This window comes from Mesorhizobium terrae (assembly GCF_008727715.1).
GTDB classification, from domain to species: Bacteria; Pseudomonadota; Alphaproteobacteria; order Rhizobiales; family Rhizobiaceae; genus Mesorhizobium; species Mesorhizobium terrae.
The window spans coordinates 4190463-4203561 of the sequence record NZ_CP044218.1; the positions used below are offsets into that span (position 1 = coordinate 4190463).

10 protein-coding genes and 1 pseudogene are annotated in these 13099 nt (G+C 60.6%); 7 read left to right on the forward strand and 4 right to left on the reverse strand.

Annotated elements, in window-relative coordinates:
* Positions 1 to 348: 348 nt before the first annotated feature.
* Positions 349 to 1374 (forward strand): nucleoid-associated protein, encoded by a 1026-nt coding sequence (locus FZF13_RS21355; protein WP_024927663.1) that lies wholly within the window; start codon positions 349 to 351, stop codon positions 1372 to 1374.
* On the forward strand, positions 1349 to 2734 hold the full coding sequence (locus FZF13_RS21360; RefSeq protein WP_024925267.1) for a hypothetical protein: 1386 nt from the start codon (positions 1349 to 1351) through the stop codon (positions 2732 to 2734). Before FZF13_RS21355 ends, FZF13_RS21360 begins: the two co-directional genes overlap by 26 nt.
* Positions 2735 to 2933: 199 nt before the next feature.
* Here the strand turns inward: FZF13_RS21360 and FZF13_RS21365 are convergent, their stop codons facing one another.
* Complete coding sequence (locus tag FZF13_RS21365) at positions 2934 to 3437, reverse strand: SRPBCC family protein (protein ID WP_024925266.1); 504 nt, start codon at positions 3435 to 3437, stop codon at positions 2934 to 2936.
* Positions 3421 to 3777, reverse strand: a complete 357-nt coding sequence (locus tag FZF13_RS21370) for an ArsR/SmtB family transcription factor (RefSeq protein ID WP_024925265.1) — start codon at positions 3775 to 3777, stop codon at positions 3421 to 3423. The genes FZF13_RS21365 and FZF13_RS21370 overlap by 17 nt, the downstream gene beginning before the upstream one ends.
* Before the next feature lie 336 nt (positions 3778 to 4113).
* Between FZF13_RS21370 and FZF13_RS21375 the strand changes: the two genes are divergently transcribed.
* The 5 genes and pseudogenes from FZF13_RS21375 to FZF13_RS21395 form a co-directional block, all read left to right on the forward strand.
* Positions 4114 to 4524 carry a DUF2958 domain-containing protein gene (locus FZF13_RS21375; protein WP_065997931.1) on the forward strand — a complete coding sequence of 137 codons (411 nt, stop codon included), beginning with the start codon at positions 4114 to 4116 and terminating at the stop codon, positions 4522 to 4524.
* A gap of 264 nt (positions 4525 to 4788) precedes the next feature.
* The gene (locus tag FZF13_RS21380) at positions 4789 to 5157 is read left to right on the forward strand and encodes a hypothetical protein (protein ID WP_024927286.1); all 369 of its coding nucleotides are present in this window, start codon (positions 4789 to 4791) and stop codon (positions 5155 to 5157) included.
* Positions 5154 to 7973 carry a hypothetical protein gene (locus FZF13_RS21385; RefSeq protein ID WP_024925262.1) on the forward strand — a complete coding sequence of 940 codons (2820 nt, stop codon included), beginning with the start codon at positions 5154 to 5156 and terminating at the stop codon, positions 7971 to 7973. The genes FZF13_RS21380 and FZF13_RS21385 overlap by 4 nt, the downstream gene beginning before the upstream one ends.
* A gap of 28 nt (positions 7974 to 8001) precedes the next feature.
* Complete coding sequence (locus tag FZF13_RS21390) at positions 8002 to 9834, forward strand: hypothetical protein (RefSeq protein ID WP_036257127.1); 1833 nt, start codon at positions 8002 to 8004, stop codon at positions 9832 to 9834.
* Between the two features lie 589 nt (positions 9835 to 10423).
* Positions 10424 to 10750 (forward strand): annotated as a pseudogene (locus FZF13_RS21395) (IS5/IS1182 family transposase); the annotation flags it as partial.
* A 50-nt stretch (positions 10751 to 10800) separates the two neighbouring features.
* Here the strand turns inward: FZF13_RS21395 and FZF13_RS21400 are convergent.
* Complete coding sequence (locus tag FZF13_RS21400; protein WP_024927182.1) at positions 10801 to 11022, reverse strand: hypothetical protein; 222 nt, start codon at positions 11020 to 11022, stop codon at positions 10801 to 10803.
* 1061 nt (positions 11023 to 12083) lie between these two features.
* Positions 12084 to 13085, reverse strand: coding sequence for an amidohydrolase family protein (locus FZF13_RS21405; RefSeq protein WP_024925887.1), 1002 nt, complete (start codon positions 13083 to 13085; stop codon positions 12084 to 12086).
* Between the last annotated feature and the right edge of the window lie 14 nt (positions 13086 to 13099).

Genomic DNA, 13099 nt, shown 5'->3' on the forward strand with positions numbered 1-13099 from the left:
TTGCGGCACGCGCCGACGATGCGTCATCGGAGTCAAGACCGATGGGGCAAGTCTTGACTACTCCGATCCCATCCAAGCTCAGCTTTGAGCATCGTTGACCTCAACCATGCGTGCGCGGATGGCCGATATGCGCGTTCAAAGCAGACCCCCGAACATCGCCCTCCTCACGGTCATGCACGAACGTGCAAGACCCGCAACTCACACCGGCATCTTTTTGCATACTCGCACCCGAGCTCCTACTCTACGCGGACGTACTGATCGCTCTGGCCGCAGATCTTCACTGCAACTGTGATGATCCGAGCGGGAATTTTCTGCTAACTTGATCGGGGAACTAGGGGGAGAATCAACGTGGCTTTTTTCGAAGGTGATCAGGTTTCCGCCCTCTCAATCGAGCGAATGGTTTTCCATCTTGTAGGGCCACGGCCAGAAGACATGGTGTGGCTGGAGGAGATCAATCCCGGTCGGTTCTCGGATTTCTTCATCGACCGCATCCGCTCCGTGAACAACGGATTGCCCTATGTGTTCTCGGACGCCTCCGCCACGCGTGAACGTCTGCGGCGCATCGCAACGGATTCCAAGCACTTCCAAACCGAAAGCGAGAAGCTCGCAGAAGATTTTCAGCGTCTCCATGGCGGCAGCGCTGCGGCCGGAGCGTTTCTGCTCTTTCAACTCGCTGCCGCCGGGGCGCAATTTTTCGCCCTCCTCAAATATGATGACGAAAAGGTGCTGACCTACGAGCTCGCGGAGGGAAGGGGCGGCCGTAAGAAGGTGAGCCTGGACGCACTTGAGCGGACCTTTGTCCAAAACCGGGATGCGCTTCAGAAGTCCGCGCTGGTCAAACTCACCGAGGCGGGCGGGGAATTGACGGTCCTCGATCGCCGCAACCAGCAAAACGTGGCGCGCTATTTCGAGAATTTCCTGGATGCCGTGCGTCAGTTCGATGACGCGGAGGCAACGCGCAAGATGGTCGATGTGACCCGGCAGGTCATCCGCGAAAACCGGGATCTCGTATCACCGCAGGTCTATCAGGAGGTGACGAAACGCACATTCGATGCCGCGTCCGCGGGTGGGCAGGTCGGCGTAGACGATCAGAAATCGTTTCTCGACACCGTGGTTGGCCAAGCCCTGCCGCCGGACCATCCGCTGGTGGCTAAGTTTCAGAGCGCGCTACGTAAGCAGCGACTGGATGGAACGCCAATCAAATTTGACGTCTCAAACGTCCGCCCGCCATCAACGCTGCGCTATCGTACTAAAAACGGGATTCAAATCCGGGTGCCTTCCGAGCTGAAGAAGGTCGTCACGGTCGAGGCGAACCGGATCATCATCAACGACCCGCTTGATGTCAGTTATGATGACACCGACACGCGTCTCTGACCTCATCGTCCGGACCGCGCAGCCGACCGATATCGACGAGCGGTCGGGTCTTGCGATCCTACATGCCGCCCTGTCCGATGCGGAAGTCCGCAGTGCCTGGCTTGATCTCCGCCGGTCGCCACCTCCTTTCATCGGCTCGATTGTCATCACGGATGTCGAGTCGGATGAACAGCTTGAGGATGACGCGCCGGTGTCGGATGCGAGATTTCGAGTCGTCTTGGAAACGGTCTCCGTCGAGGGTGAGCTCCGGCTGTTCCTTGGCAACTCCCTTCTCAACGCGGTTGACGCGATCGAAGACGTCAACTGTGTACAGATAGCGGACATGGCTGGAAACGGGACCTTCACGACATACCGGAGCCGGTTCCAGGTCTGGACCAACGAGCCGCCCGAACTCTACGCTCCATCTGAGGCGCTGCCTGATCCTCGCACCCTGTCAACCGATTTCACGCGGGTGCGTCTCGTGCCGGAAGATCTGCGTCCCTGGTTGCAGCGCAGTGGACCGAAAAAGTCCAGCACGGCATATGAAGCTTGGAAGGGGCTATCCGGCCCCCGTCTGCTCGCCGCGCTCGCCAATCGGGTCTCCGAGACCGATGTAGGTATCGCCTATCACTTCAGTGGGCCACCTTCGTGCATCATCACACCTTCGCCGACGCAAATAAGCACGGTCTTTGACCGTATGTTGGCAGGAGCCGGGTGGGTGTTCGCTGAGGGCCGCGACACGGATACCCGCCATCTGCTCCTCGCCAATGAACTGGCCCGGAGCCATAGGAAAAGTGCGCTTGCTGAATTTGGCGACGGAAGTCTTGACTCCGCGAAGGGTGCCTACGCCGCTTATGTGCAATCGAGCAGCCGCGAGACTCTGAAGGCATTGGCGGAGCTGCGCAAGACAGTTGTCGACGAAGCACAAAAGGCGAGCCAGAAGGCGCAGGATCTCGCAAGCAGCCTGTGGAAGGACGCGGCACTTGCCGCAGTCCCATTCGGCCTGAAGCTTCTCCCCGATGCCACGAAAGTCGGGAACCGCTACATCGCAGGCGCGATGGCGTTCGCCGCTATTTTGCTCCTTTCGTTCTCCTACGGGATCCAGCTGTTCATCAACCACAAATTCTTCAAGAATCAGGGCAACGCCCGCCGGGTCTGGAAACAGGCGCTGAATACAATTCTAACCCCGGCCGAAATCGAGGAGTTCAGCGAGCAGCCGGTCGCCAAGAGCATCGCTGACTATGGAACAGTGCGGCGCTGGGTTGGCTTCGTCTACGTGGGCCTAATCCTCGCGCTTGCGGTATTTGCCCTCTATAACTTCTGGCCTGACCTGTTCGCCGCCATACCAGGACCCGCAGCGCAACCCGAGCCTGGCCCTTGATTGGCAGAACGGTCACCTGGCGTTCGGCGCGGGCCTTGATCAGTATCTGCACGCCAGACCAGCTAATTGTGCGATCGGGTTCACGCACCTCTTGAAGTGGAGAACAACGGCGGTTTTGCGCCTTCGCTCCGGCCAGAAGGGCCGGTGGAGTCACTTTCCAAGAGCAGGCGCTCCCTCGAGGTGAGGTTCCCGACACGCGCTACTCGCCTGTGCAGGAAAGCAATTCGTCGAGTTGCTCAAGCTGCTCCGGCAATGCGGCCGCCGAGCCTTGCAGTGCTTCCTCAAGCGCCTCCTTGGACGGATAGACCTCGTGGAAATTCAGTAGCGTCTTCCCGCCCTGGTCCTCGAAGGTCACAGTCGTGATCGCGCCTTCTTCGCCCTCGTCGTTGGTCCAGACGATGCGCTCGTTCGGCACCACCTCGAGATATTTGCCGTGAAAGACCATGGTGTCCGAACCGCCGGCGCCGAATTCCAGCCGATATTTGCCGCCGGTGCGGACGTCCATATCGCACGATACGAGCAAAACGCCGGACACCGATCTTGGCACCCACCAGCGTTGGAATAGCTCCGGCTGGCTCCACGCCCTATAAACCGCGTTCGGCGACGCATCGAATGTTCGCGTCACGACGAGTTCGCAATCCCCTCTGCGCTCGACCGACGTGCGGTTCTGCGCACCACCTGCACTGTTAACTTGCTGATTCATCGCTTCCCTCCCGTTTCATTTCGCTGATGATTTCGTCCAATGCTTCGAACCGGGCCTCAAAGAGCTTGCGATGCGCCTCGATCCACTCGGCCTCCGCCGTGAGGCCGCGTTTCCCAAGTCTGCAGGTCCTCACCCGTCCGACCTTCTGCGTGACGACGAGCCCCGCCCGCTCAAGAACCTGGACGTGCTTCTTCATGCCGGTCAGCGTCATCTGGAACTTATCCGCGAGACTGGTGATCGACGCGTCCTCTCGCCCAAGCTGATCGATGATCCCGCGGCGTGTCGCATCGGACAGCGCCGCAAACGAGAGATCGAGGGGAGTACTTAAATACTGAACCATTCAGTTCAGTATTTAGCCTGCTCACACGGGAAGCGCAAGTATCCCGAACTTTCCATGCAGTAGACCGGTCATCCCAGATCATTCACCGCGGCGGCGGCGGCAAAAAATTGCCTGCTGCGAGGTCAAATGCGCCATCTAGGAGTCAATCGTTCCTGCGCCGAAGCATCGGCCATCTTTTCTCCATTCATGCGCCGCTCGACAAAAAGGCAGCGGAATGCTGGCCGACGCCGCAGCACGGTCAAGCCCGGCCCGCGCCGAACCGTGTAGGGCCTGACCGCGCCGCTTTGGTTGCGCCGGCCTAACACCTCCTCGCCCTCGATCGGAGAGTGACATTGAATGGACGCCATCATGGCCGAACCGCTCATCACTGAAGACCAACTCGCCCAACTTCTCGCCAATGACTCACGAAATTTTGCTGGTGAGAACATCGATCCGAAGCCCGTCGTCAAGCTTTTCACGCCTGACGCGGCCGTCACCTGGCTCATCACCGAGGCCGATCCCGCGGACTCGGATCATTTGTTCAACCTCTGCAATCTTGGTCTTGGCCAACCGGAACTCGGTTACATTAGCTTGGCCGAGATCCGATCCCTGCACGGCAGGCTTGGCCTCCCGGTCGAGCGCGACCTGTATTTCATGGCCCAATATCCGTTGAGCTGGTACGCGAAACAGGCAGGGCTTCGACCACCTAGATGGTCGACAACCTCTTCGTCCGGTCGCCGACGGCGGCGAAGGTCGACAAGCCAGTGAACGTCGTTACGGGCTCCAGGATCAAGCATATTCGGTTTGCGAACTGTCTGACGCAGGTGTTGGCCGAATCTCTCCAGACGCTCAAGCCGAGGAAAGGGATCGGTTGCGCCTCAAATCTGGGCCACAGAAGTAATTAAGCTGTTTCTGCGCGTGGCGGGACGCTGCCTTTTCGGCGCGTGACATGCTAGAGTTACACCATGGGCGTTTGCCGGCGCCGCTATACGCAATTCGCAAGTCGTTTAGCTAAACGTGTCGGACAAGAGAATGGCATTTTACGTCCCTCTGCCGGTGACGCTTCCGCGATGGCACATGATCATCGCGGTCGTCTTCGTGATGACGGCGACCGAGGCTATCGCCGGACCGATCGTTTCAGTTTGCCCGGCGCCACTTGCGCCGCGAAGGGCGCTGCCCTCCGACACCGTCTGCGTGGACCTGGCGAGCCGAAAGCGCATCGCAGCCGAAAACGCGCGCGCCCCGCTTCTGTGGGTGCCCGGACCATTCGGTCCAAAGACCTGCGCCAACGGTTATGTCTGGCGTGAGGCTATGGTGCAGGATCTGGTCTGCGTCACGCCCGACATCCGCAGCTTCGTCGCAAGTGAGCAGGCGAACCCGATGCTGGCGGTCGGACAATGATGCGCCGCCTCGCCGCGTTCTGCCTGTTCCTTGTATTGGCGCTGCCCGCGGCAGCACAGACCGCAGCCGACCTCGGCCCGGCAGCGACGACCGGTCAGGCGGCGCATGATGGCTTCGCCGAGCGCACGCAGCGCCTCCACCTCGTCATGGCGTGCGGCAATGAGTACGAGTTCGTGCAGGGATTCGTACTGGCGAGCCGGTTCGGCAAAAAGGGGTTTCCAGATGATCCGAACACACCAAACCTCAATGAATCCGACCTCGCCGCGTGGCCGCTAACCTTGGTTCTCGGCAAGGCGGCGGTGCTGGCGGACGCGTCGATCGCCCCAAACTCGACTGCGGCCGGTCGGCCCGTCTGCTACGGCGTGCTCGCCGAACCCACGGCGGTCATCGCAGCTTGGCGCCCACTCGCCCGCTGCCGTTCACCAGACGATCCGCCGTCCTATCTGGGTCAGCCAGACAGCCGCGGGCGCTGCCCGGAGGCACGAGCATTGCCCCGCAACGCCTCAGCCCAGGATGTCGTCAACCGCGTCTACAATGACTGGTTCGGGTTTCGTTTCGAGGACGACCAAGGCCCTTGCTCAAGCGTAGCCTACGTATTTGTTCCACCGGGTGACAGCCGCGTGCAGGTGGATATGACCCGCGCCTGCCTCGCCCGGCAGATACGCGCCGTGCTGCTCGACGACCGCCATGGGCCGTGGACCGAGGAGGGCGGCATCGTCAAGCCCGAAGTCCCCGGTACCGATGGCGTACCTTGCCTCTCTGAGTTCTCCGGCGCCGACGTGAAAGGCGACTGGGATATGGGAGTTCTCGAATATACCCGCATCGCGCATGTGCTCTACCGCGTCGGCGAGCGTGGCCACGGCGTCGGCTTTGACGTCGACGCCGCACTTGGGCGGCTCAACACGCGCTTCCTGTCTCTGCGATCCGCGCCCGGCAACGCAACGGCGCGTGAGCAATTCAACCTGGTCTTCAGCTGCGGCAACCAAAACAACCAGTATGGCAGCGCGATCGACACCGTGGAGGGAACTGGCAGCGACCCAGGCGTTGGACGTTACAACAACGACGGCGCGGAGGAACTCCACCCGTCGGGCTGGGACAGTTTCTGGCGCTTTCTCGCGGTGCTTCTCATCCTGATCGCGGCGGCGGCCGTGTCATTCGGTATCGGCGCCGCGATAGCAGCCGGAGCGATGGCAGCAGGCGCCGCAGCGGCAGCGGCAGCGGTGGTGGCGGCGGTTGTGACCATCATCATCTTCGGCTCGGTGCTGTGGGCGAGCATAGACGAGACAGAGAACCACCTGCTGATGCAGAACACCTCGCGTTATCTTAAAAACAAGCTGATGATGGCTGAACTCGCCCGCGCCGGAAACCGCGAGGCGTTCGACAAGATCTCCGACCTCAACGACGACGTGCGCGAATGGCTCCTGAAGCGCATGCAGCGGATCGCGAAAGAAGACTTCCTTGAATACAACGCGAAGCCATATGCGCGGCTCAGCCACTTCGCGCTGCTCAACCTCATCGATTATGCCTGCGACGTGCGATGGAACTATGACCTTGCCGGCCTGCAGCGGGGCGCCGACGCTCCGTGCGATGACAAGGACAAAGCGATCGTGACCGCAGCGGCGGCGGTGTTCGACTTGTCGGCGGCAAAGGCAGCGGTCGGCTCACTCGAAGGCCGAAGGCTAATCCCGTTCCGCCGCCGTGCCGAAGTGAACAAGCAATTCTATGACGGCCGCCCACTGACAGAACTCGTCCAGGGCGCCGACACAATGATTGGTGCCCTTCAGGTATGGACCGGCAACAACCGCTTCGCCCCGACCGGGATCGCGAAGCCGGAGACGTTTGGCCAACTCTCTTTCTACTCTACCTCGCGCTATCGCCCTGACCCGATGATCCTCGATATAGCCGTCGACAAGACGACACCGCGAGTGCAGCAATACCGCCACTTCGGTCGCGAAGCCTATGTCAGCGGTAATGGCTGGCTCCTCACCGCCGGCGGCAACGACGAAGGCCAGCCTGCTGGAACCAGCCTCATCTTCGGCATCAAAACATATCTGCTGTCTCCGGCCAACGACCGTGGAGTCGGTGTGCCGACGACGCTGATGACACGAGCGCGAACCGTCACCAACAGCGACGGAACGACACGCGAGCGCAACCGCGTCACTGACTTCCTCCGCTTTGACGGAACTGCAGAGCAATATGGTATGGAAGAAGACAAACCGCTGGTGACGTACTCGCACAACAACTGCATCGCAGGCGCCTTCGGCTGCGGGCTGCGGCCACGATTGCCAGCGGATTTCAGTCCGTCGTGCTGGACGACGATCGACCAGCATTTTTATGCCATCGATGGCCACGTCTGCCCTGCGCTGAAGGACCCGGACGACCGCGGCGACGTGTTCATCGCCCTTTATGACCACGACGGCATCGACGTCGACGGCTCGAGTTGGGGCTTCTTCGAGGTGGCCGAGCAGGATCGCTTCGGACGGTCGCTGGCCGCTTTCATCGCCGCAGTGAAAGCAAGGAATTCCGGTCGTGTCGCCGATTGGGAGAAGGCGTCGGCCAGCGACAAGGTCACCTACACGACGACGGATGACCGAACCCTCGAATTCGAGGCGGAGGACGAGGATTTCGGCGCAGACCGGCGCGCCTGTGGCATCGTCAATCACGAGAGCGACGCGCGCTTCACGATCAGCGCCGTGCCAGCGGCGCAGGCGGCGAATTGCCGGTCGGTCGGCCGGCGCATCTTCATCAACCTCGATGATGAAGAGAATCCGGTCCGCAAGGCCGAGGACGGGGCACAGCTCGATGATCTGTTCTAGCCGCCTCGCCACCCTCGTACTGGGTTTCATGCTCGTCACGGGCGGCGCGGCAGCGCAGGAACAGTTCGTCACCGTGTGCGGCCGCGACGATGCGCCGGGCGGGCTCAACCTCGCCACGGCGCTCGGCCAACCGGGATCGATCATGATCCGCTGCCCGGCCGGAGAAGACCACATCGCGGTCACCGCGACGCATGTTGTGCCATCCTCGCGCACGATCCGCTCCGAACAGCCTGTGACACTGTCCGGTCCCGGCAATGGGCCGATGTTCACCACGACGTGGTCGCTGTATCTGACCGGGCTGACGCTCACCAACAAGGCAGCAGCCGCGGGCACGATCGTCGCAGGCGACCACGCAACCGTCACGCTCGACAATGTGATGGTCGAGGACAGCCCATCGGCCTTTCTGGTGCGCACGCTACGCGCGAAGAACAGCCGCTTTCGCCGCAACGGCGACGCGCAAGCGGAAGCGACCGGCAGCGCCGTGGTCAACGCCGAGACCGTGGAGATGGCGGACTGCGAATTCATCGGCAACGGGGACCACCCGATCGCCGGCGGCGCGTGGCCGACGCCAGACCGGGTGGCGCTGTCGCGGCAGATCACAATCGATCGGTCGACCTTCGCCGGCAACCGCGCAAGCCTGCTGTTCACGGATGCGCGGGTCAAAATCCGTGCCAGCCGATTTGTCGAGAATGGCACCCGCCCGGAGGCGGCGCGCGATGCCTTCGGGGCGACCGGCGGCGCGCTGACCATCGTACGGTCCGATGTCGAGATCACCGACAGCGACTTTGTCGACAATGGCTCGTTTGGCCTCGGCGGCGCCATCCTTGCGCTCGGCTCGCGCGTCACGCTGACGAAATCGACCTTCGAACACAACACAGCGCGGATTGGCGGCGCCATTGCCGCATTCGGTCGGCCACCGCGCGAGAACATCTGGAGCGCCGACGAGTGGATCGATCTGCCGCGGCTTGTGATCTCTCGCGTAACTTTCGATGGCAATACCGCCGACCAGGCTGGCGGCGCACTGGCATTCGCGGGGCAGGTCATGGCCGACGGCGTGCTGCTACGCAACAATGTCGCCGGCCGCGTCGGTGGGGCGATGGCCGCCTTGGAGGCCGCGTCATTGCCCGAGCCGTGGCAGAACGTCTTTCAGGTTCTCGCCGACACGACCAACCCCATACCCAACGACCAGATGACGTTGACGCGGTCGATCATCGTCGACAATCACGCCGCAGATGACGGGGGCGCATTGGCGTTGGGCGGGGTCGACTCGGCAGTCGGCAACACAATTCTCGCGCGCAATACGGCAGCGGGCGCCGCCATCTCGGGCTCGCGCCTGCGCCTGGTCAATTCGGTTGTTGCCAACAACGCCGCCACCGGCCTTGCCGCGCCCACCGGTGCCGCCCTGGCGCTTGGAAACGTCGCGATATTTTCAAACACCGGGGGCAATTGTGTGCCCGGAGCCACGCCAACGGCGATCGGTCCCAACCTGCAGAGTCCAGACAATGCGTGCGGCGCGGCAGCCCAAGTCGCGGACCCGGGACTCGATAGCGGCTACGCGCCGGGCTTCTTCAGCGCCGCGCGTGGCGCCGGCGATTGGCGCCTCTGTATCACCGACCCGGTCGTTGGCGGCGTTGACCTCTACAGTCACACGCGCGCAGGTCGTGATGGGCGATGCGCGATCGGTGCTATCGAGCGCGATTTGACCGAGGTGTTTGCAGCGGGCATGGGCCTGGGAAAGCCGCATACGCTGCCGAGGTGGCTTTGGTGGTGCCTCGCGCTCTTCCTTCTGATCGTATTCCTGTTCGGCTTGTTGCGACGGTGCAAGCGCGCCAAACGGCGTCTGTTTTCACAACGCGCATAAAGCCGTGGAGATGGACCGAGATGGAGGCCTGGATTGTGGACATCGTCGTTGGATCAAGGGCGGGCCTTCAGCTAATTTCGCTCAACTCCCCGAGCGCAATGTCAAAAGACCAAGGGCTCTATTTCCACGCGACACCATCTCTGCACCATCACCGCGATATATGTCCGCCGTCAGGACCTTTGAGACAAATAGAGGGACTTCACGAAGGGAGGAGTTCTGGTTCATCGTAGCCGCAAGGAGCGAAGATGAAGCAGAAATCCGTGCCGACATAGGCACTGTCGGTCATGATGCGGGTCACGTGCCCGAAATGATGCTGGAGGGCATGAAGGCTGGGCGGTCGCGTTTGCCGACAAAGCGGGCGAAGGTCTTGCGGCCCTGATACGTGGTCAGGTGACAGGGCGAGCCGTCTCCTTGCGAGGCAGATCGATGAAGAGGGGCGAACCGCTCGTTCGAGCGATGATGAGGGAACTGGCAGTTATGACCTCCGGGGCACGGCGGTCGACGATGCCGCTGCCGGCAAGGGAGAGCCAGAGGGTTGATTTTCACTGCATGCCGATTCACAGCTCAGACAGTTAAATCGTCACTAGGTCCTAGGGTGAAGAAGTTTCTATCCTGCGATCACTTCTCGGTCGACGGCACACTAATCGAGGCCTGGGCGTCGACGAAGAGCATCGAGCCGAATAGCTCGGATGAGCCGCCGGCTGGCGGCGGCGGGCGCAACGCGGAAGCGAACTTTCATGATCAAAAGTGGTCGAAAGAGACGCATTTCGCGATCACCAATCCCGAGCCAAGCTCAACCGCAAAGGCAAGAAAGCCGACCTTTGTTTCATAGGGCATGGGCTGATGGAGAACCGCCCGTGGGCTTCTGGTCGATGCCTGCCTGACGCCGGCTGATGGTCAAATGAAAAAACCTGCTCCGGAGACCGGAGCAGGTTAAGAATTGGGAACCGTGAAGCTCCCGTCAGATCACTTGCAGTCGTTGAGAAGCTTCAGTGCCTTCTCTGCGTCGGCCTTGGTGGCGTAGCTTTTCTTACCGGCATCCGTCAGCTTGGTGCCGTCCGGCTTCTTGTCGACGATTTCGCACTTTTTGGTAGCGGCAGATTTGGCGACGTAGAACTCGGCAGCAGCAAAAGCCGGTATGCTGAATACAGCGACAGCTGCGGTCGCGAGAACAATCTTACGAAACATCTTCCATCTCCAATTGTTGAGAACAATCCCCCACGTCCATCTCCTGCTATGTCGATTTTGACGGAACGAAGGCGCTCAACTTACCGATTCGTAAGATTTGCATTTTGCTTACGCGGCGGCCGGCTGCGTTTCTCATCAACAATGGTTTGGAGCGCGGCCGCGCATTGGAGTGGATCTCGAGCGTCATCAATTGGCGGAGGTCCCTTTCTGGCCGCAAATCTGATTGAACGAACCCACTGACGCGGGATTGGCGAGTGAATTCGCTGGAACGACCTCCAGATGGGAAGATTTGGTTGCTGAGACGACCCCTGACCAAGAGACCATCCCAGGATGAAGCTATTGCGGTGGTAAGCTTATTGCGCAGGTCGACTTCGTGCTTTCCCTCGAGTTTCATCACGGATCAGGATTCTTGCATCGTTTCCTTTACCTCCCGCACATCGTCAGGTTGAAGTGTTCTAACGGCGTAACCGCTATTCGGAACCACAGCCGGGCTGAATACGAAAGCCATCTACACGGAACTCACCATGGCGCTCGTTGAATTCCTGCCAATCAAGCGATGGCCAGTTCCTCCCTTCGGCACGACAGGGCTATGGAGAGGCGATCGCTGAGGCTCTACCGCATGCCGATCAAGTCGCTGACCGTTGGCATCCGATGGAGAATTCCAGTCGAGCCGTTCTCGATGCTGTGGGGATATCGATGTGACAGATCAGGAGGGCAATCGGCAGCAGTGCCGCTGATCCAACGCTTCTGATCTATGCCGAACGGCTGCAATACGAGGGATACCTCCGTCGCCAGGAGACCAACGACGCCATCCTGTCACTATCGAAACGAGAGGCCCGATCAGGCAGATCGTGGGGCAGGCGGGCCATACCTGCGCCTGAAGCAGGTCTAGCTCGAGAGCTTCCAGGGCGTCATCACCGCCTGGGAGCGCGAGCACCTCTTCGGGAGGGTGTGATCATGGGCTTCAATTCCGGACTTGATATTGAGCGGTCCTACCACCGCTCTATATGCAAGTGCGCCAGAACGATCGCCTATGACAATGACCGGGTCGTGTCCACCAGTCAGAAGTGACCGCTCACGACGCGACCTTCGAAGATAACCGTCTTCGGCGTCACCTTGCTGACCTCAAGCGCCGGAGTGTGGAGCAGGTTGCGATCGAGGATCATGAAGTCGGCGGATTTCCCTTTTTGGAGGGTCCCGGCTTTGTCGTCGAGCCTTAGCTGATAGGCGGAGTTTCGAGTGTATCCAGCGACGAGATCCTGCAACTGCAGCATTTCCGATGCGGGCTTGCGAATGAGATCAGAAACCAGACCCTTCTCGATATCGCGTCGGGTGTGGGCGATCTGCATTCCGAAGAACGGGTCCGATCGGTCCCATTCCTGCTTGGAAACGGTGCCACTTCCATAGGTTATCCGACCGCCAAACGCGATGACCGGCTGAAACCGATATTCGTTGTCATGCCGTTCCTGTCCGAGATAAGGCTCATTGCCCTGGAAATACCCACCAGACCAGTGCGGGGTCCAGTTGAGCGTCACATCGAGATCAACGACGCGGGCAAAATCAGCGTCGTCGATGAGTTCGCAATGCGCGAAGGTCACGCGCTGCTTCCAGGCGGCTCCGACGGTCTTGCGGGCAATCTCCACTGCGTCCAGAGCGGTGCGAAACGCACGATCGCCGACCATGTGAAGGTGCATATCCATGTCGGCTTGGTTCAACTTGACCAGAACACCGGCAAGTTCCTCCTTCGTCATAGCAGGCTCGACAGACTTCGCTCCGTTTGAGAAGGGGGCCAGAAGTGAGCTCGTTCCTATCTCATTGGTGCCGTCGAGGAAGAATTTGACCGTATGAGCACCGACATGTGCGGTTCCATATTGGCTCCGCCATCGGCGTAGCGTCGTCATTGCCGTTTCGACATCACCTGGCTTCCCGATCCTGTAGGACGCTTCGAAACGCATATTGAGCGTTCCAGTCTTGTCCATCTCGGACACGGTCCTTACCGTGTCCTCGTCGCTGATGGCCTCCAACAACCCGGTGACGCCATGATCGCGCAGGTAAGCGAGCATTGGCCCCATGGTTT

Coding starts and splice junctions, on each gene's coding strand:
- FZF13_RS21380 (WP_024927286.1), top strand. CDS start 4,789: ATGGCATTTTACGTCCCTCTGCCGGTGACGCTTCCGCGATGGCACATG.
- FZF13_RS21390 (WP_036257127.1), top strand. CDS start 8,002: ATGCTCGTCACGGGCGGCGCGGCAGCGCAGGAACAGTTCGTCACCGTG.
- FZF13_RS21405 (WP_024925887.1), bottom strand. CDS start 13,085: ATGCTCGCTTACCTGCGCGATCATGGCGTCACCGGGTTGTTGGAGGCC.
- FZF13_RS21370 (WP_024925265.1), bottom strand. CDS start 3,777: ATGGTTCAGTATTTAAGTACTCCCCTCGATCTCTCGTTTGCGGCGCTG.
- FZF13_RS21385 (WP_024925262.1), top strand. CDS start 5,154: ATGATGCGCCGCCTCGCCGCGTTCTGCCTGTTCCTTGTATTGGCGCTG.
- FZF13_RS21375 (WP_065997931.1), top strand. CDS start 4,114: ATGGACGCCATCATGGCCGAACCGCTCATCACTGAAGACCAACTCGCC.
- FZF13_RS21360 (WP_024925267.1), top strand. CDS start 1,349: ATGATGACACCGACACGCGTCTCTGACCTCATCGTCCGGACCGCGCAG.
- FZF13_RS21365 (WP_024925266.1), bottom strand. CDS start 3,437: ATGAATCAGCAAGTTAACAGTGCAGGTGGTGCGCAGAACCGCACGTCG.
- FZF13_RS21400 (WP_024927182.1), bottom strand. CDS start 11,022: ATGTTTCGTAAGATTGTTCTCGCGACCGCAGCTGTCGCTGTATTCAGC.